The 17,350-nt window shown below is 68.4% G+C and carries 16 protein-coding genes; 6 read left to right on the top strand and 10 right to left on the bottom strand.

Annotation, left to right across the window (positions count from 1 at the left end):
• Positions 1–39: 39 nt before the first annotated feature.
• Positions 40–2,529 carry a glycoside hydrolase family 31 protein gene (locus ACFV15_RS44210; protein ID WP_378358971.1) on the bottom strand — a complete coding sequence of 830 codons (2,490 nt, stop codon included), beginning with the start codon at positions 2,527–2,529 and terminating at the stop codon, positions 40–42.
• Between the two features lie 128 nt (positions 2,530–2,657).
• Positions 2,658–3,065, bottom strand: a complete 408-nt coding sequence (locus tag ACFV15_RS44205; RefSeq protein ID WP_378358969.1) for a hypothetical protein — start codon at positions 3,063–3,065, stop codon at positions 2,658–2,660.
• A 472-nt stretch (positions 3,066–3,537) separates the two neighbouring features.
• Between ACFV15_RS44205 and ACFV15_RS44200 the strand changes: the two genes are divergently transcribed.
• On the top strand, positions 3,538–6,690 hold the full coding sequence (locus ACFV15_RS44200; RefSeq protein ID WP_378358967.1) for a tetratricopeptide repeat protein: 3,153 nt from the start codon (positions 3,538–3,540) through the stop codon (positions 6,688–6,690).
• Here ACFV15_RS44200 and ACFV15_RS44195 read toward each other — a convergent pair.
• From ACFV15_RS44195 to ACFV15_RS44170, 6 genes are all read right to left on the bottom strand, one after another.
• Positions 6,661–7,524 carry an NAD(P)H-binding protein gene (locus ACFV15_RS44195; RefSeq protein WP_378358966.1) on the bottom strand — a complete coding sequence of 288 codons (864 nt, stop codon included), beginning with the start codon at positions 7,522–7,524 and terminating at the stop codon, positions 6,661–6,663. The two genes, ACFV15_RS44200 and ACFV15_RS44195, sit on opposite strands and share 30 nt — an antisense overlap.
• Entirely contained in the window at positions 7,521–8,255 is a 735-nt protein-coding gene (locus tag ACFV15_RS44190) for an SDR family NAD(P)-dependent oxidoreductase (protein WP_378358964.1), read from the bottom strand. The genes ACFV15_RS44195 and ACFV15_RS44190 overlap by 4 nt, the downstream gene beginning before the upstream one ends.
• Positions 8,256–8,257: 2 nt before the next feature.
• Entirely contained in the window at positions 8,258–9,205 is a 948-nt protein-coding gene (locus tag ACFV15_RS44185; RefSeq protein ID WP_378358962.1) for an LLM class flavin-dependent oxidoreductase, read from the bottom strand.
• A gap of 3 nt (positions 9,206–9,208) precedes the next feature.
• Complete coding sequence (locus tag ACFV15_RS44180; protein ID WP_378358960.1) at positions 9,209–10,159, bottom strand: LLM class F420-dependent oxidoreductase; 951 nt, start codon at positions 10,157–10,159, stop codon at positions 9,209–9,211.
• Positions 10,160–10,162: 3 nt separating this feature from the next.
• Complete coding sequence (locus tag ACFV15_RS44175) at positions 10,163–10,573, bottom strand: SgcJ/EcaC family oxidoreductase (protein WP_378358958.1); 411 nt, start codon at positions 10,571–10,573, stop codon at positions 10,163–10,165.
• Positions 10,574–10,636: 63 nt separating this feature from the next.
• Positions 10,637–11,128 carry an SRPBCC family protein gene (locus ACFV15_RS44170; protein ID WP_378358956.1) on the bottom strand — a complete coding sequence of 164 codons (492 nt, stop codon included), beginning with the start codon at positions 11,126–11,128 and terminating at the stop codon, positions 10,637–10,639.
• Between the two features lie 128 nt (positions 11,129–11,256).
• Between ACFV15_RS44170 and ACFV15_RS44165 the strand changes: the two genes are divergently transcribed.
• Positions 11,257–12,315, top strand: a complete 1,059-nt coding sequence (locus ACFV15_RS44165; protein ID WP_378358954.1) for a cobalamin-independent methionine synthase II family protein — start codon at positions 11,257–11,259, stop codon at positions 12,313–12,315.
• 89 nt (positions 12,316–12,404) lie between these two features.
• Here the strand turns inward: ACFV15_RS44165 and ACFV15_RS44160 are convergent, their stop codons facing one another.
• Positions 12,405–13,763, bottom strand: a complete 1,359-nt coding sequence (locus ACFV15_RS44160) for a copper resistance CopC/CopD family protein (RefSeq protein WP_378358952.1) — start codon at positions 13,761–13,763, stop codon at positions 12,405–12,407.
• On the bottom strand, positions 13,724–14,284 hold the full coding sequence (locus ACFV15_RS44155; protein WP_378358950.1) for a hypothetical protein: 561 nt from the start codon (positions 14,282–14,284) through the stop codon (positions 13,724–13,726). Before ACFV15_RS44155 ends, ACFV15_RS44160 begins: the two co-directional genes overlap by 40 nt.
• Before the next feature lie 134 nt (positions 14,285–14,418).
• Here ACFV15_RS44155 and ACFV15_RS44150 point away from each other — a divergent pair, with 134 nt between their 5' ends.
• The 4 genes from ACFV15_RS44150 (at position 14,419) to ACFV15_RS44135 (ending at position 17,247) form a co-directional block, all read left to right on the top strand.
• Positions 14,419–14,916, top strand: coding sequence for a MerR family transcriptional regulator (locus ACFV15_RS44150; protein ID WP_378358948.1), 498 nt, complete (start codon positions 14,419–14,421; stop codon positions 14,914–14,916).
• Between the two features lie 109 nt (positions 14,917–15,025).
• Positions 15,026–15,532 carry a DUF6423 family protein gene (locus ACFV15_RS44145; RefSeq protein ID WP_378358972.1) on the top strand — a complete coding sequence of 169 codons (507 nt, stop codon included), beginning with the start codon at positions 15,026–15,028 and terminating at the stop codon, positions 15,530–15,532.
• Between the two features lies 1 nt (position 15,533).
• Positions 15,534–16,835 carry an FAD-dependent monooxygenase gene (locus tag ACFV15_RS44140; protein WP_378358946.1) on the top strand — a complete coding sequence of 434 codons (1,302 nt, stop codon included), beginning with the start codon at positions 15,534–15,536 and terminating at the stop codon, positions 16,833–16,835.
• On the top strand, positions 16,828–17,247 hold the full coding sequence (locus ACFV15_RS44135; RefSeq protein ID WP_378358944.1) for a DUF6187 family protein: 420 nt from the start codon (positions 16,828–16,830) through the stop codon (positions 17,245–17,247). The genes ACFV15_RS44140 and ACFV15_RS44135 overlap by 8 nt, the downstream gene beginning before the upstream one ends.
• Positions 17,248–17,350: the final 103 nt, after the last annotated feature.

Here is a 17,350-nt window from a genome sequence, read left to right as displayed (position 1 = left end):
GGTACGGCCGGTTAGAACCGGCCGTACCACTCACGACCCCTAATACGCGACCGTCACCGTGCTCAGGCCGAAGCGCGGGTGAAGCTTCAAGAGGAGGCCGCCGAAAGGGCCGGGTTTCATTGACCAGCCAACGGTTTTGTCCGCCAAAGCCGTGGTGGACTCCGGGACCGGGCGGCCGTCGATCAGGACCAGGCGGGGTTTCGACTGGGTCGCGACCATGACCTGGGTTTCGCCGGGTGCGCCGGTGAGGACGAGGTTCGTGGTGCCGTGCGCGGTGTGGCCGAGGAACGTGCCGCCGGTGGGGCTGGTGGCGTGGGTCAGGCCGTCGCCGGGTGCGTAGGTCCAGCCGGTGCGGTCCTTGCGGTCGAGGTCGTTGACGTTCCACGGCTGTGGCCAGACGTCGTCGATGCGCTGGTTGAAGCCGATCGCCGCGCCCGCGCGCAGATAGAGCGGGAAATCGTCCAAAGTGGAGTTACGGACGAAGCGCTGGCCGCCGGGAACGACTGTGCCCGTGTGCAGGTCGATCCAATTGCCAGCGGGCAGGTACACGTCGACCGGGGTGGGCTGGCCCGCGGCCGCGTCGGACTCGTTGCGATCGGCGGAAACCGGGACGGCGAGCAGGTCCTTGCCGACCATCATGTGCTGGTCGGCCGTCCAGGCTTGCTCGTCGGCCGGGTAGTTGTAAGCCAGCGGGCGGGCGACCGGCTCGCCGGAGCGTGACGCCTGCTGGGCCAGGCCGTAGAGGTAGGGGAACAGCGCGTAGTGCAGCAAGACACTGCTCTTGAAGCGGGCGACCGTCTTGTCGTCGTACTTCCACGGCGTCGCGTTGCGGCCCGCTCCGCCGACCTCGAAGATCGGGGACACGGCCGAGAATTGGCTCCAGCGGGTGAAAAGCGTGGGACTCGGGTAACCGGAGGGGCCGCCGTTGAAGCCGCCGGTGTCGGTGCCCCACACCGGGTGGCCGGTGAGCCACATGTTGAGGCCGCGGGTCACCGACAGGCGCATGCCGTCGAAGGTGGCCTGAGGGTCGCCGCCCCACACACCGTTCACAATGGATGGTACGCCGGTGTAGCCGCCGCGCCAGAGCATCGTGTACTGGTCGCCGTAGAGCTTGCGCAGTACGTCCACAGTGGCCTGTGCGTAGCGGGTCGGGTTGGTGTTCATCAGGTCGGTGCCGGTGCCCGCGGCGAACTTGGCGTCTTCGAGCTCGAACTCCTCGCCGCGGTCGCCCTTGACCATGTCGATGCCGAGCGAGAAGAGCTTTTCCAGCTTGGCCTTGAAATGCGCGAGCGTGGCCGGGTTGGTCAGGTCCAGCTGCAACGGATCCGTGGTGCGGGTGGTCTGGATGAACGAGCCCGGCGGGTAGTCGGTGGGCGGGCAGGGGCGGCCGCCCGCGACCTCGCGGACGTGCGGGGAGATCCACAGTCCCAAGTGGACGCCCATGGCCTTGAGATCGGCCACCATCTGCTTGGGGTCGGGGAACTGCGCGGTGTCGAAGGTCAGTGTGCCGTTGCAGGCCCACTTGCTGTTCTGGCTTTCACCCGGCAGCATTGTCGAGGTTTCCCAAGGGTTGTCGATCCACTCGGTCGCCATCGGGATGCCGCGGCTGATCATCTGCTTGACGTCGTCGACGACCGTGGCCTGGTCGGCGACCGTGTCACGCCAATGGGTCAGCGCGAATTGGCGCACCGGCGGCATGGTCGGGTAACCGGCCTTCGCGGTGTAGGCGCGGACGACTTCGGACACGCTGCCCGCGTAGAGCTCATAGTCGAGTCGGTCCGTCTTGAAACACAGCTGGGTGCGATCGGGCTGGCCGGTCAGCACCGGGCAAGGCGGCGGGCTGGTGTTGCAGTGCGGCGGGTCGTCGACCGCGTTCGGCATGGCGATGCGGCCGATCGCGTCGGTCTCCGGAAAGACGCCATAGCCTTGGGAGCTCAGGAAGAACGGGCTCGGCATGCCGCTGCGGTTACACCGGTTGAGTGTGCCCGCGCTGGTGAAGAGCGCTTTGTTCAGCAGGATTTTATGCCGCAGATCCGTGTACAGCGCGTTGGCGCCGCCGCCGAGGAAATGCTCGGCGTCATTCCCGGTGAGCGACTCGTAAACCTGCGTCACGCCGGTCGGCGGCTCGAAGCGCCATTCCACCCGCACGCCGCGCGGAGTCGACTTGACCGACACGCGCGCGGTGCGGCTCGGCTCGTCGGTGGCGACGGTGTATGTCGAACCGTCACGGCGCAGGAGGTTCGTCAAGCGATGGGTCGTACCGTCGGATGTCTGATAGGCCATCCGGCCGCCGGGACCGGCCGTGTCACCGGCGCTCTGCGCGATCAGCGGGCGGTTGCGCGAGGTGAACGAGAGCCGGAACGGCGCCGTGTCCACGGACCAGTGGATACCGTCGCCGGTGTGCTGAGCTGCGGCGAAGGGAACGCCGGTGCCCGCGGCGGCGACGCCGGCGAGCAGCGCGACGGTCGCCATCGCCCGGCGGACGCCTCGTGAGCGACGTCTTCTGATCGTGCGCAGAACACCGTCCATGACGCTCTCCTCCGTCGGCCGAGCCACGGCCGACAGAGTACTCATCCGATGTATCTACGCGGAAGACTTCGAAAACCGGGTGATATCGCCATCCACATTGTGCGAATGATGGCCAGACATCACATCACTCAGTAGTCGTCACGCCCGGTGAACGTCTGCTCCAAGATCTCCGCCGCCCCCGCGACGAGCTCCAGCGGATCAAGGAACTCGTTGATGTCCAGATTGATCAACGGCAGCGAATGCCGGAGCACCACGTGCTGTCCCATCACGGCCGCGCCGCCGACGACGATCGTGTTGCCGATCTCTTCGAGCACGCTCAGCAGGTCCACCTGGTCGACGGTGGCGAACGGCGTGGCGATCTGGACCCAGTCTTCCTTCTGGTCCAGGATCTCGCGCGCGATGATCATCACCTGCGCCCGCTCTTCGGTCTCGTCATCGGGCCCGAAGGAGATCCTGATCCGGATCTCGTCCGCCGAATCCCGCACGACCCGGTAGCTCTGCCGGATGAACGTAGCCAGATCGCCCCAAGTAGCCACGAAAAGGTTCCTCTCCCTGAGTAGGAACCGATCCTAGCCAACTCACCCCCGGCCCTCGGGGCGTGAGCGGCATAGCCGGGTATCGAGTGGAAAGGGGCGCCCATCTCGCGTCGGCTGAGTGCGCAAACGCGGTCATACCGCTCGCGAAAACAAACAGAGCCCGTCGACCTGGCTGGGTGGTCGACGGGTTCCGTCTCGAGCCGTGACGCCCGTAGTGAGGTGCACCCGTCGTACCCCACGCCACGGCTGGCCTCGCTGTGCGCTCCACCCTCGGGTCTCCCGTCCCAAGCGCATCTTGAGGGTAGGCAACGCGGCTTGAGCCGACCCTGTACCGCGACTGGACGCCGTCACCTTGGCGCACAGTCGGGGTTGATCTGCGGAAATAGGCACGGGACTCGATTGGCGGTGGCGCGGGACCGGCATCTTCGGTGATGCTGCAGCGGCAGGGACGGGGCACACGATGGGAAACCACATGGCTGACAACTGGCTGCGGGAGCGCCGGATCGGCGCGGGGCTGACCCAGTCGCAGCTGGCCGAGCGGGCCGGGGTGAGCCTGCGTGCGCTGCGCAACGCCGAGCTGGGCAGTGTGCGGCATTCACGGTCCGAGACCACGCGCAAACTACTCGCGGTGCTGGGCGAGGACGAGGCTGTGCGGATCGGGGTGCTGGGGCCGCTGACGCTGCGCAACGGGAACACTCCAGTGGAGATCGGCGCGGCGAAGCAGCGGTGGCTGCTGGGTTTGCTGGCGCTGCAGCCGAACCAGGTGGTGCGGCGCGGGGAGATCGTCGAGCTGATCTGGGGTGACGATCCGCCTGCGACCTGGGCGAACCTGGTGCACACCTATGTCGCGCGACTGCGCAAGGCGCTGAGGCGGCAGGAGATCGTGACCACCGGGGGCGGGTACCGGCTCGAAGCCGATGAGGAGCAGCTGGACCTGCTGCGGTTCGACGCCGAGGTCGCGCGGGGTGAGGCCGCCGGGGATCCGGTCGCGGCCGAGCGGCATTACCGCGCCGCGCTGGGTGTGTGGCGTGGGCCGGTGCTGGCGGGGGAGGACCGGTTCCGGCAGCATCCGGTGTGCCGGGCGGTCGCCGGGCGGCGGCTCGCGGCCGTGCTCGCGTACGCGGATATCGCGTTGAGCTTGGAAAAGTACGAAGAGGCGGCGGAGCAGTTGCGGGTGATGACCGCCGAGGAGCCCCTGCACGAGGGTGCGCACGCGCGGTTGATGCTCGCGCTCGCCGGCGCCGGGCAGCAGGTGGCGGCGGTGCGGTTGTTCGACGACATGCGGCGCAGGCTCGCCACGGAACTCGGGATCGAGCCGGGCGCCGAGCTGCACGAGGCCCAGCTGCGCGTGCTGCGCCGCAGTGTCCGAAGTGGGCCGAAACGGCCCGCGCAGCTGCCAGGTGATGTCGCCGGGTTCACCGGGCGGGCGGAGCACCTGGCCGAGCTGGACCGGTTGCTCACCGATGACGGGCAGGCCGTGCGGATCGCGGTGGTTTCGGGGACGGCAGGCGTCGGCAAGACCGCGCTCGCGGTGCACTGGGCGCACCGGGCGCGTGAGCGCTTCCCTGACGGGCAGCTCTACCTCGACCTGCGCGGCTACGGTCCCGAACGCCCTGTCGAGCCCGGTGACGCGCTGTCCGGGTTCCTGCGCGCCCTGGGGCTCGACGGCTCGGAGATCCCCGCGGAGCCGGACGAGCGGGCGGCGAAGTTCCGGACCGTCCTCAATGGACTCAAGGTGCTGCTCGTGCTCGACAACGCCGGGTCGGTGCCCCAGGTCAGGCCGTTGCTGCCGGGTACGCCGTCCTGCTCGGTGGTGGTCACCAGCCGTGACACGCTGCCGGGACTGGTCGCCAGGCACGGCGCGCGACGGCTGGGCGTCGACCTGCTCGAACCGGACGAGGGGTTCGGCCTGCTGCGGACCCTGGTGGACGAGCGGGTCACCGCGGAACCGCGAGCCGCCCGTGCGCTGGTCGGCTACTGCGTGCGGCTGCCGCTCGCGTTGCGGCTGGTCGCCGAGCTGGCGATCAGCAGGCCGAGCGCGCGGCTCGCGACGCTGGCCGGCGAACTCGCCGACGAACGGCGGCGGCTCGACCTGCTCGACGGCGGTGGTGACCCGCATACCGCGGTGCGGGCGGTGTTCTCGTGGTCGTACCGGCATCTCCCGGCTGACGCGGCGCGCGTGTTCCGGTTGTGGGGCCTGCATCCCGGACGGGACTTCGGCGTGCCCGCGACGGCCGCGCTGGCGGGCGTGGACGTCGACGAGGCGCACCGGCTGACGGAGCTGCTGGCCAGGGCGCATCTCGTGCAGCAGACCGTGCCAGGCCGGTTCCAGTTGCACGATCTGCTCCGGGTCTACGCGCGCGAGCTCGCGGCGGAATGGGCCGTCGACGGGCGCGAGGCGTTGACCAGGCTGTGCGACTACTACGTCTACGCCGCGTCTCGCGCGGTCGACATCGCCGTGCCGCAGGAGAAGCATCTGCGGCCGAGCATTCCCTTGCCGGACACCGAAATCGTCGACTGGCCCGACCGCTCGACCGCGCACGCCTGGCTGGAGGCGGAGCGGGCGAACCTGCTGGCCGTCGCCGGGACCGGCACCGAATACCTCAAGCGGCTGTCCGGGATCCTGTGGCATTACCTCGACGTCGGCGGCTATCACGAAGACGCGCTCGAACTGCACACGCACGCCTCGGCGATCGCACAGGAGACCGGCGACCGCGCGAGCGAGGTGGACTCGCTGACCTTGCTCGGGCTCGGCTATTGGCGGGTCGGCCGGTGCACTGAGGCGTTGCGCCATCTGGAGCAGGCGCTGGCCATCGCCCGCGAAACCGGGAACCTGCAACGGGAAAGCTACGTGCTCAACACGCTCGGGCTGGTCTGCCGAGGATTGGGCAGGTTCGCCGACGCGCTGCGGTACCTGCGGCGTGCGCTGGAACTCGCGCGGGAATCCGGCGATCGCACCAGCGAGGGACTCGTGCTGGTGGTGCTCGGCTGCGGTTGCCGGGGCATGGGCTTGTTCGACGAGGCCGTGACACATCTGGAGCGCGCGCTCGACCTCGCGCTGGAGATGGGGGACCGGACCAGCGAGGGCTACGCGCGGGTCAACCTCGGCGACGTGCTCGGCGCGCTGGGCAGGCGTGAGGAGGCCATCCGGCTGCTGGACGAGGGCATCGAGCATTTCCGCGAGACCGGCACGCACACGAGCGTCGGCTACGCGCGCGGCATGCTCGGCGACATCCATCGCTCACTCGGGCGCTACGACACGGCGTTGACGCAGCTCAGCGAGGCGCTGAGGATCGCGCGGGAGACCGGCGGGCGGGTCAACGAAAGCGTCGCGCTGAAGAACATCGGCGACGTGTACCGCGACCAAGGCCGGTTCGACGAGGCACTCGAACACCTCGAAGAGGCGCTCGCGATCACCAAGGAAACCGGTGACCGCGGCGTGGAAACGCGGGTGCTCAACAGTTTCGGCGCGCTCGCGTGGGCGCGCGGCGAGCCCGCCGAAGCGGCCGGTCACTACCGCGAGGCACTGGCCATCGCGGTCGAGACCGGCTGCCGCAGCGAGCGCGCCGTCGCGAACGCCGGGCTCACCCGCCTGTCACCGGAATATGTCGAGATGCGCGGCTAACCAGTCGTCGAAGGTACGCGGCTGCCTGCCGGCCACTTCGGCGAAGACCGGCAACACTTTCCGCGCCTGGATACGGAACTCCTCGCGGCCGAGGTTGCCGAGCGTGGTCTCGACGACGAGCGGCTGACGGCCCGCCTTCTTGACCGCGTCGAGCAGCGCCGCGACCGGCACGTCCACCAGCTCGATCGGCTTGCCGAGCGCGGCCGCGATCTTGCCGACCCGCTCGGCGACGGTCAGCGCCTCCGGCCCGCCGAACCGGTACGTCTTGCCGTCGTGACCTGGTGTGGTCAGCACGGTGACCGCCAGCGCGGCGACGTCGCGCGGATCCACGACCGCGACCGGGGGTGCGGTGTTGGCCCAGAAGACCTTGCCCTGCGCCTTGATCTGGCCAGCCCACAGCCGTGCGTTGGACATGAACTCGCCCGGCCGCAGGAACGTCCACGCCGGGCCGCCGGGGCGGGCGGCGATCTGGCGCAGCGTGCGCTCACCGGCGAGATGCCAGGTGCTGACCAGGTCGCTGAAGCCGTACTCGGCGCCGATGATCGACAGCTTCACGATGTGCTCGACACCCGCGTCGGCCGCCGTGGTCGCGAGGTTCGCGTCGTGCAGCGGGGTTTCCGGGCCGCCGGTGGTCAGCAGGAACACCTTGCCGACGCCGGACAACGCCGCTGCCAGCGACTCCCGATCGCCGAGGTCGCCTTGGACGACCTTGACCTGGGGGCTGAGCGCGGCCTCGCGATCGCGCACCAGCGCCCGTACGTCTTCACCGGCTTCGAGCAGCTGGGCCACCACTTCACGCCCGACCACCCCGGTCGCGCCGACCACCAGGATCATGCCGTGCTCCCTCCGTCGATCACGATGTCCGAGCCGACCGCGTAGCCCGCGTCCGGCGAAGCGAGCCACAGCACGGTGCCGACCACCTCGGCCAGGCTGCCGACGCGGCCGATCGGGACGGCGCGCTTGAGCCGTTCCGTCTGCTGGTCCACGTTCTCGCCGCGGATCAGCGAGAACGGCGTGGCGATCGGGCCGGGGCTGACCGAGTTGATCCGGATGCCGTCGCCGATGTTCTCGAGCGCGGCGGTCCTGGTCATCGCGGTGATCGCCGCCTTGGCCGCGCCGTACGCGCCGGTGCCGGGAATGCCCTTGCGCGAGCCGACGATCGACGACATGTTGACGATCACCCCGCCGCCGTGCGACCGCATGTGGCCGATCTCGTGTTTCATCGACAGCCAGGTGCAGGTGGCCACCGAGAGCGCGCGTGACCACGAGTCGAGGTCGAGCTCGGCGAGCAGGCCACCGACCATCAGGCCCGCGTTGTTGAACGCGATGTCCAGCGCGCCGTGCCGCTCGACCGTGGTCTCGACCATCGCGGCGGCGTCGGCCTCCTTGGTGAGGTCGGCGACGATGGGGGTCGCGCCGATCTCCTTGGCCGTCTGCTTGACCGGCTCCTCGTCGATGCCCGCGACCACCACGGTCGCGCCCTCGGCGGCGAACGCGTGCGCCGCCGCCCTGCCGATCCCGGTGCCGCCGCCGGTGATCAGCGCGACCTTGCCGTCGAACCGCATGGTCAGTCCCCCTTCACGGCGGGCACGACCTCGTCGGCCAGCGTCCTGACCTGACGGTCGTAGTGGTCGAACGAGCCGACCCTGATGACGATGTGGCGTGCGCCCGCGTCGGCGTAGTCGCTGATCCAGCGGATGAACGCCGGCGCCGAGCCGCCGAAGTACAGCTGGTACGCGGACATCGGCGCGAGCGGCAGGTTGTTGTAGCGCCGGGTGAAGTCCTCCAGGCCCGCCATGGCCTCCTGCTTGTTGTTGCTCAGGTTGACCGTCACGTACACCGACGTGCTGATCGACGCCGGGTCGCGCCCGGTGATCGTCGCGGTGTCGCGGATGGCCTTGAGCGACTCGGCGTACTTGGCCGGGGTGCTCAGCACGGGCATCCAGCCGTCGTAAAGCTTGGCGGTCCTGGCGACGGCCTTGGGCTTTCCGTTGCTGCCAAGCCAGATCGGCGGGCCGCCCCGCTGTAACGGCGGCGACTGGTCTTTCAAGGCCTGGTAGTCGTGGTACTCGCCGGTGTAGTCGCCGTCTTCGCCACGCCACGCGCGCTTGAAGAACTTGATCATCTCGTCGACACGGGCGGCCCGCTCGTCGTAGGACATGGTGACCGCGTCGTACTCCGCCTTGACCGGCAACGGGTTCCCGGTGCCGATCGCGAGCTTCAGACGGCCGCCACTGCACTGATCGAGCGTGACGATGGTGTGCGCGAGCAGTATCGGGTCGCGCAGCACGGCGGTCAGCGCGGCGGTGCCGATGGTGACGTGTTCGGTCACCGACGCGAACGCGGCCAGCAGCGTCAAGGGTTCCAGCCGATGCCGGGCGACGAACGAGTCGCCCGTCCAGAGCGAGTCGAAGCCGAAGTCCTCGATCTGGCGCGCCATCTTGAGCAGCGGCGCGGCGTCGGTGGCGCCCTTGATCGCGATTTCCCTGACGGGCAGTGCGATCCCGATCTCCATCGCTCAGTTCCCCATGAATTCTTCGGCGAACCGGAGGTACGTGTCGGGGTTCTCCGGGAAGGCGAAGCTGATCGCCAGCTCCTGCGCGCCCGCGTCCTCGTACGCCTTGAGGCGGTCGCGGATGGTCTTGGCGTTGCCGACCAGCCCGTAGTCGCGGACGTCGCCGGGGAAGACCGCGGGCGTCCACGGCGCGACCAGCGTCTGCGCCTCCTCGTCGGAGTCCGCGAACACGCAGTGGGTCTGTACCGTGCGGTGGATCTCGTCGTAGTTCCGGCCGACGGCCTCGCAGTGCTTCTTCAGCACCTCGAACTTGTGCCGCATCCCGATCGGGTCCTGGGTCACGTTGCACATGTCGGCGAACTCCGCGACCAGCTTGAGCGTGACCTGCTCGCCCTCGCCCGCGATCATCAGCGGGATGTGCGGCTGCTGGATGCCCTTCGGCTGGTTGATCGCGTTCTTGACCTGGTAGTACTCGCCGTCGAACGTGGTCTCCAGCTCTGTCCACAGTGACAGGATGATCTGCACGGCCTCACGCAGGCGCTTGAGGCGCTCCGGAGCCGCACGGAATTCGTAGCCGTACGCCTGGTAGTCGGGTTCGTGCCAGCCGGCGCCGATGCCGAAGGTGAACCGGCCGTGGCCCAGAACGTCCACAGAGGACGCCATCTTCGCCTGCAGCGCGGGGTTGCGATAGTCGTTGCAGGTGACCATCTGGCCGATGCGGATGCGGCTGGTGTCACGCAGCAGCGCGGCGACCGTGGTCCACGACTCGAACAGGTGATGCTGCTCCGAGGTCGCGGTGTGCAGGTGATCGGCGACCCAGACGGTGTCGAACCCGCACGCCTCCACGGTCTGCGCGACGGCGGTCAAGGTCTCGTAGGCCTCGATCGGGTCGCAGAACGCGCCTAGCTCGTGCACGAAGCCCTGCGGCAGGAAGATGCTGTACTTGAGTGTCATGACTCAGGCCCCCGGGAGAGTGGTGTCCGCGGTACGGGTGTTCTGGTACGCCGCGATGAGCCAGGTGTTCTCTTCCTTGACCATCACCCAGATCGCACGGAAGGCGCGCTCGGGCGCGGGCACGGTCTCGCCGGGCGCCAGCACGCCGCCCTCGGTGATCACGAACGCGGCGTCGCGGCCGAGCGCGCGCACCTTGGTGATGTTCTGCAGGAGCGTCGTGCCCTTGTGCGCGGTGGCGAACTGCTGCGTCAAAACCGCGCGGATGACTTCGCGTCCCGAGAAGAAGCGGTCGCCGGAGAGCGTCAGGGTGGCGTCCTCGGTGTAGGCGTCCGCGAAGGCGTCGCCGTCGTTGGCAGCCCATGCCTTGCCGACGGTCTCGACCAGTTCACGTAGGGCGATCTCGTCCACGCTCATGAAGATTCTCCTCCAGTTCGCACCGGTGGTGTCCGGCCTTCCCAGAGCATCGTCTGTCAGTCGCTAGGCCGCGGACGTCTTCCTTCTTGCCCACTGGAGCTCCGCCTCGGCCTTGATCGCGGCGAGGGTGTACTCGATGGAGAAGGTGTTGAACCCCGGCCGGTCGGCGCGGCCGGTGACCTTCGGGCCGAGGAAACGGCGGACGAACACGCTGCCGACGCGATACCAGTTCTCGGTGAGCTCACAGCCGGTGGCGGTCGCGGTGACCACATACTCCCAGCGCGAGACGCGGACGCCGAACGGGGAGCGGACGTCGAAGGTGAACTTCTGGCCCGGTCTGCAGTGGATGATCTTCACCCTGGTGTGCCACTGTTTCCGGCCGTTGCGGTTGGTGCCGCGGAAGCGCGCGCCGACGGCGGGGCCGTCGCCGTCGACCCAGTGGCCGCCGACGTTCTCGGGGCTGAACCGGCCCATGCGGGGGAGATCGCTCAGCAGCGACCAGACGGTGAGCGGGTCGGCGGCGATGTGGATGCTGCGGGTGATCGACGGTTCCACGCGGTCCACCGTCGCAGTGCGACTTGCCGGCGGCAAGAGAGTAGGCCGTTGTGCGCAGAAAGTAAGAAAGCGTTTGTAGCGCATTTGGCGGTACCGCGCCGATTGATGATCGAGAAAACATTCTCGTCATGCACATTCCCACAGAGCCCATCGGCAGTATCCCGCGTCCCGCTTTCCTGCTGGAGGGACTTGGTGACTTCGCTTCGGGAAAAATTAGCGCCGAAGCACTTGCGAAACTCGAAGAGTCCGCACTCGCCGACACGATCGCCCGGTTCGAAGCGACCGGGTCACCGGTCATCACCGATGGTGAGCAAGGAAAACCCAGTTTCGCGACGTACCCGCTGACCGATCTGGACCTGGCGCCCGATGGTGTGGTGATCCCGTTCGCTGACGGGCACACCCGTCAGCTGCCGCGATTGGTCTCCGGTCCGTTCCGGTACGGTATTTATGCCGACACGTATTTGGCGAAAGCGCTGGCGCACGCTTCGAAGCCGGTCAAGCAGGCCGTTATCGCGGCGTCCGCGCTCGGCCTCATCTATCCGGCCGACGGTATCGACGGCTACTCGCGCGAGCAGTTCCTCGCCGACCTCGTCGACGGCGCCGAGGCCGACATCCGCCGCGCGCTCGACGGCGGCGCGGACAGCGTCCAGATCGACTTCACCGAGGGCAGGCTCTCGCTGAAGCTCGACCCGTCCGGCGGGCTGCTCCAGTCCTTTGTGGATCTCAACAACGCGGTACTGGACCGGTTCTCGGCCGAGGAGCGGTCGAAGATCGGCGTGCACACCTGCCCCGGCGGCGACCAGGACTCGGTGCACAGCCTCGACGTCGACTACTCGGGGCTGCTGCCGGCCCTCTTCCAGCTGCGCGCGGGCAACTTCTACATCGCGCTCGCAGGCGAGGCCGAGCCCCAGAAGGTGCTCGCCGCGATCGCCGAGCACTCACAGCCGGAGCAGCGCATCTTCGTCGGCGTGACCAACCCGATCGACCCCCGCGTCGAGACCGCCGAAGAAGTCCGCGACAAGGTGCTCCAGGCCGCCGAGTACATCGGCGCCGACCGCCTCGGCACCTGCGACGACTGCGGTTTCTCGCCCTTCGCCGACGACACGTCCACCTCCCGCGACATCGCCTTCGCCAAGATCGCCGCCCGCGTCGAAGGCACCCGCCTCGCCGCCGACGCCCTCGGCTGAGCCAAAAAATCCCAATGCGGCTTTCGTCAGTTTTCAGCTGACGAAAGCCGCTTGGTCTCAAAGCTGACGAATGCCTCATTGGGATTTTTTCAGCGAGCGGGGGCGGTGGAGGAGAGGATCGCCGCGAGTACCAGTACGACCGAGGCGATCGCCACTTCGGCGGTGACGGCGAGGCGGAGGGTGCCCAGGTCGGTGGCGACCGAACCGCCGGAGTCGACCGCGACCGCGCGGCGCCGGACGGCGTTCCGGCTCGCGTTGGCGGCGGCCAGCAGTAGCACGAAGCCCGCGAGTTTGATCAGCAGGAGCACGCCGTAGGTGGTCGTGAAGAGCGCCGGGAACGAGGCGACCGAACGCCAGCTCAGGTAGGCGCCGCTCGCCACGATCGTCGCGACCGACACGAAGGCGACCGTCGAGAATCGCGACAGCACCAGTGCGAGGTCTTCGCCGGAAGCGGGCCGCCACAGGCAGAGCGCGATTTGGACGAGGCCGCCGATCCAGAGCGCGATCCCGCCGAGATGGGCCATGTCCGCGGTGAGCGAGAAGAACGGGACCGGGTCCGCGATGGCGTGGCCGGTCGCCGAGAAGGTCAGCAGTAGCACGAAACCCGCGACCATCGTGAGGTTCTCGTAGCGCGGCCGCGAAGGTGTGTCGGGCCCCAATAGCTGATGAGCCAGCCGGCCCACCACGGCCAAAATGACCACACGAAGCAGCATCAGCTTGCCGTAGGACAGTTTGAGCGTCGCGCCGAGCAGCCCGAGGTCGGCCACCGCCGAGAGATCCTGGCCCGCGACATAGGGCCCCTGCAAAACCAGTACGCCGAGTGAGGCGACCGCGGTCGCCGCGCAGCCGCCGAGTATCACGCGGCGGACGAGGCGGTCGCCGCGGCCGTCGGGACGGCAGAGCAGCACGAACAGCAGGCCGCCGAGCAAAGCCAAGCCACAGAAGGAAACCCAGCGCAGCGCGGTGTGGATGACGTCGACCGTGGTGTTGGTGCCGTTCGAGGCGGACACCGAACCACTCGCCGTGAGCAGCGGCCCGTCACCCACCACGAACGCGAACGACCCGCGCACCGGATGCGAGTCAGCCGAGATGAACCCGTACGTCACCAGGTAACTGCCCGAGGACAGGCCCGGCTTGAGCCGGATGCCGACCACTTCGGACTCTTCGCCCGGCTGGAACACGGGCCCGTCGTCGACGCGCGTGCCACGCTCGTCGACGACGTGCAGTGAATCCTGCTGGATGCCGATGTTCTCCGTCAGCCGCAGTGAGATCAGCGGGGGCACGGCCTGCAGGCGCGTGCCCTCCGCCGGGATGGTCGAGATGATCTCGACGTGTGCCGAGGCGGGCGGCGCGCCGAACACGGCCAGCGTGAACAGCAGGCCGACGACTCCCAGCAGCCTCGCGAGCATCAGGCGGCGACGGGCACGCGCGGGACCGAGCAGGTGCACAGCGACTCGTCGGCCGCCGCGCGCCGGTGCACGATCATCGCGATGATCATCGGGATGGTGACGATCGTGTTGTAGAACAGGTGCAGCTCGACCCTGGGCACGAACAGCTGGATGATGCTCGACGGCGCCGCGCCGCCGCCGAGGCGCCAGCCGCTCTGCGCCTGGATGAGCAGCAGCAGGTGCTCGATGTGGTGCCAGAACTGGATACCCAGCGCCAGGTTCCACCACTGGCGCGACCGGCCGTCGAAGCCGCTGCGCAGCATCCACAGTAGAACGAGCATGATGATCGCGTACCCGTAGTGCATCCACTCGGACTTGACCAGCCACGGGAACGGCAGGCCGAGCACGCCGCGCGCCTCGGGCAGTTTCCAGCCCAGCGCGTAGATCTGCACGGCCTGCGCGATGTGTTCCGCCCAGTGCGCGACGACCACGATCGCGAAGAGGGTCAGGGCCACCTTGTGGTACCTGGTGTTCAGCGCGGTGATCCACTTCGAGGAGGTGGCCGCTTCCAAGGTCGTCATCCCGGCTCCAGTTCGTGACGGTGGGTGATAGGGCGTGTTCTCCATAAGTGCTTTAACCGCTTGTGGACACCCTATTTCGAGGTGTGCCGACGGTAACTTGGGAGGATAAGCGGAGGGAAGGATTCGCTGTGCGGATGGCGGAGTTGAGCAGGATAGCGGAAGTCCCGATCGCGACGATCAAATTCTATGTGCGCGAAGGCATCCTGCCGCCGGGCGAACGGGTCAAGCCGAACCAGGCCCGTTACGGCGAGCAGCACATACGCAGACTCAAGGTGATCAGAGCGCTGCTCGAAATCGGCGGATTACCACTGGCGGCGGTCAAGGAAGTGGTATCCAGCGTAACGCCATGGGCCGAACGGACCGTTGCGGATTTGGCGGAAAGGCATGTCTTTCCGGCGAAACCGGGATCGGCGCCGGAACTGGCGCTGGCCGCGATACTCGCGCGGCTGCGTGAACTCGGCAGGGACGACGTGCTCGCCGTGCTCGACGACTACGCCGCGGCGATGCGGCGGGTAGCCGAAATCGACGTCTCGCTCGAACATTCGACGCCTGACACCGTTTTGAGTGACGCTCTGTTGTCGACGCTGAGAAAGCTTGCGGTGCAACAGGTTTCCGCACGTCGTAGTGCCTGACGACAATCTTGACACGCGTGTCGGCCCTGTGGAATTCTCCAGTTACTGACTGGGAGGCATTGTCACTATGTCATCACCCGAGTTGCCTGGACTAGACGTGACCACCCGAGTGCGGGCGAGGGACATTCAGCTCGCGGGCGTCGCCGATGTGCGCCGCCGGGTACTGATGATCTCCGGTGCCATCGACACCGCCGGGCACGACGTGTCCGTGTGCGTGAACCTCCCGGAACCGGGCCGCTGGCAGATCATCAAGTCCGAGACGAACCTGACCGACCAGACCTGGGTCGCGATGCAGGTGGTCACCGACGAGGAGTCGACCTTCGTCAACGACGAGGACACGCTGGTGCTTTCGCGGCAGTTCTCGAAGTCCTTCATGACGCCCGACCAGCGGCGGCTCACCTTCTACGACGGTGAGGTGCGCCCCGGCGAGGCGGTGCTGAAGGTCTACACGCTGGAGACGGGCAGCCGCCGTCCCACCTACTCCTACTCGCGGTACAGCCCGATTTCCACGGACACCGCGGAGCAGTCGTCGCAGACGTTGCAGGACTTGATCACCGACGGGATGGGCGAACGGCCTGTCGTCGAAGTGATCGTTCCGGTGACCATCATCGGCTGACGTGATCTCCTTCGTCCCCGAGCCGCATCTGCTCGGCTCCGCCCGAGGCCGTGACTGGCCGGGATTGCTGCCGTCGCCCGCTTTCGCCGACTCCGCCGTGCCACCGCGCTCGGCAGACGTGGTGATCGCCGGCGCCGGGCCGGCCGGGCTCGCGGTCGCGTCCGCGTTGTGGCATCACGGGATCCGCGATGTCGTGCTGCTCGACCGCGACCGCCCGTGCGGCCGGTTCTTCACCCGGATAGACCTGTTGCGGCAACGGGTGCTGCGTTCCCCGTACGAGCATCATCCTGGTGTGGAAGGCTTCCGCGACTGCGAGCTGCTCGACTTCGCGCGGATGCACTGGTCTCTGCTCTCCGCGGTGGAGCGCAACGAGATCCGCATGGCGCAGGCCGGGCACCGGTCGGTGGTCCCCGTCGACGTCTTCGAGGCCTACTGCGAGCATCTCGTCGCCAGTCACCACATCGGTGAGCGGACGTGGCGGCAGAACGTGCGTGACGTGCTGCCGTCGGCGGATTCGGTCGCGGTGCGCACGGACACCACGACGGTCACCGCGCGGTTCGCCGTGCTGTGCATGGGCGAATCACGCCGCGAGGCGCCGGACGGCTGGTGGACCGGTGCGGGCGTGCGGTACTGGGATCAGCCGGTGCCGCCGGGCGCGGGCAGGGTGATCGTCATCGGCGCCGGGCTCACGGCCGCGCATCTCGTGTCGAACGCGCTCGCCGACGGCGCCGAGGTGCACTGGGTGATCCGCGAGACCGAAGAGCGCTACCAGTGCGCGGACGTCAACTCCAAATTCTTCCGGCCTGAGGGCAGGGCCCGCTTCGATGGCGTCAGCTGGGAAGACCGGCTCACCCTGATGGGCAGGTTCCGCCGCGCGTCGATCATGTTCGAATTCCGGCCGGGCTTTCAGCGTGCCGAAGCCGAGGGCAAACTGGTCGTGCATCGCGGCCGTGCCGTCAAGGCCGTCACCGAAGGCGTGGCCGTCGAACTCGAGGACGGCACCCGGATCGACGGCGACCTCGCGCTGCTCGCGCTCGGCACCACGCCGTCGACCGGCTCGGAGGTGCTGCCCGACGAGGTGATCGGCGCCCGCGACGGCTGGGCCGACCTCGACGAGCGCACGCTCGCGTACCGGCTCGCGCCGCGGGTGCACGCGGTCGGCGCCACGGCGGGCATGGTCCTCGGCCCGGCCGCCCGCAACATCGACGGCCACCGCATCGCCACCGCACGGGTGGCCGCGGCGGTGGCGGCGGGCCTGTTCGGCCGGACGCTGGTGCCGGACCTGGCGGTCTCGCGTGCCTGACCACGACACCCGCTTCTCACTGCCCGGCATCGACGACCCGCCGTCGACCGAAGCGGGCGTGATCCTGATGGGCCTGGACGCCGAACGCCTGCTCGCCGGGCTCGGCCTCGCGACACTCGCCGACGACCCGGCACTGGTCACCTTGGCCGTCGACCGGGTCCGCCACGGCGCGCTGACACAGTTCACCGCGGAAGGCCTGATCGAGACCGGGGCCGCGCGCTGGCGTCACCTGCGCACCGCGCTGGCCGGCACCGGGATCCCGGCGACCACGAACGGCTCACTGCGCCGCTCGTGGGAACACACACTTCGCGTGGTGTCCGGCGTGCACCCCGGCCTGGGCCCCGGCTCGGCGGCCTATCTCACCGCCTGCTGGTTCCGCCGGGCCGAGGTCGACGCACTCGCCGCCCCCTGACCCGCCGAAAAAAATCCCAATGCGGCATTCGTCAGGTTTCAGCCTCCCAATGTGGCTTTCGTCAGCTCAGAGCTGACGAAAGCCACATTGGGGGTTCCAGAGC

It is taken from the genome of Amycolatopsis sp. NPDC059657 (assembly GCF_042734395.1).
In the GTDB taxonomy this organism is placed as follows: domain Bacteria; phylum Actinomycetota; class Actinomycetes; order Mycobacteriales; family Pseudonocardiaceae; genus Amycolatopsis.
The sequence above is the reverse complement of the archived record's forward strand: the minus strand, read 5'-3'. Positions and strand labels throughout refer to the sequence as shown.

Bases quoted from the DNA above. Each gene is read 5' to 3' on its own strand.
- ACFV15_RS44210 (WP_378358971.1), bottom strand. From the start codon at position 2,529: ATGGACGGTGTTCTGCGCACGATCAGAAGACGTCGCTCACGAGGCGTC.
- ACFV15_RS44200 (WP_378358967.1), top strand. From the start codon at position 3,538: ATGGCTGACAACTGGCTGCGGGAGCGCCGGATCGGCGCGGGGCTGACC.
- ACFV15_RS44195 (WP_378358966.1), bottom strand. From the start codon at position 7,524: ATGATCCTGGTGGTCGGCGCGACCGGGGTGGTCGGGCGTGAAGTGGTG.
- ACFV15_RS44190 (WP_378358964.1), bottom strand. From the start codon at position 8,255: ATGCGGTTCGACGGCAAGGTCGCGCTGATCACCGGCGGCGGCACCGGG.
- ACFV15_RS44185 (WP_378358962.1), bottom strand. From the start codon at position 9,205: ATGGAGATCGGGATCGCACTGCCCGTCAGGGAAATCGCGATCAAGGGC.
- ACFV15_RS44180 (WP_378358960.1), bottom strand. From the start codon at position 10,159: ATGACACTCAAGTACAGCATCTTCCTGCCGCAGGGCTTCGTGCACGAG.
- ACFV15_RS44175 (WP_378358958.1), bottom strand. From the start codon at position 10,573: ATGAGCGTGGACGAGATCGCCCTACGTGAACTGGTCGAGACCGTCGGC.
- ACFV15_RS44165 (WP_378358954.1), top strand. From the start codon at position 11,257: ATGCACATTCCCACAGAGCCCATCGGCAGTATCCCGCGTCCCGCTTTC.
- ACFV15_RS44155 (WP_378358950.1), bottom strand. From the start codon at position 14,284: ATGACGACCTTGGAAGCGGCCACCTCCTCGAAGTGGATCACCGCGCTG.
- ACFV15_RS44150 (WP_378358948.1), top strand. From the start codon at position 14,419: ATGGCGGAGTTGAGCAGGATAGCGGAAGTCCCGATCGCGACGATCAAA.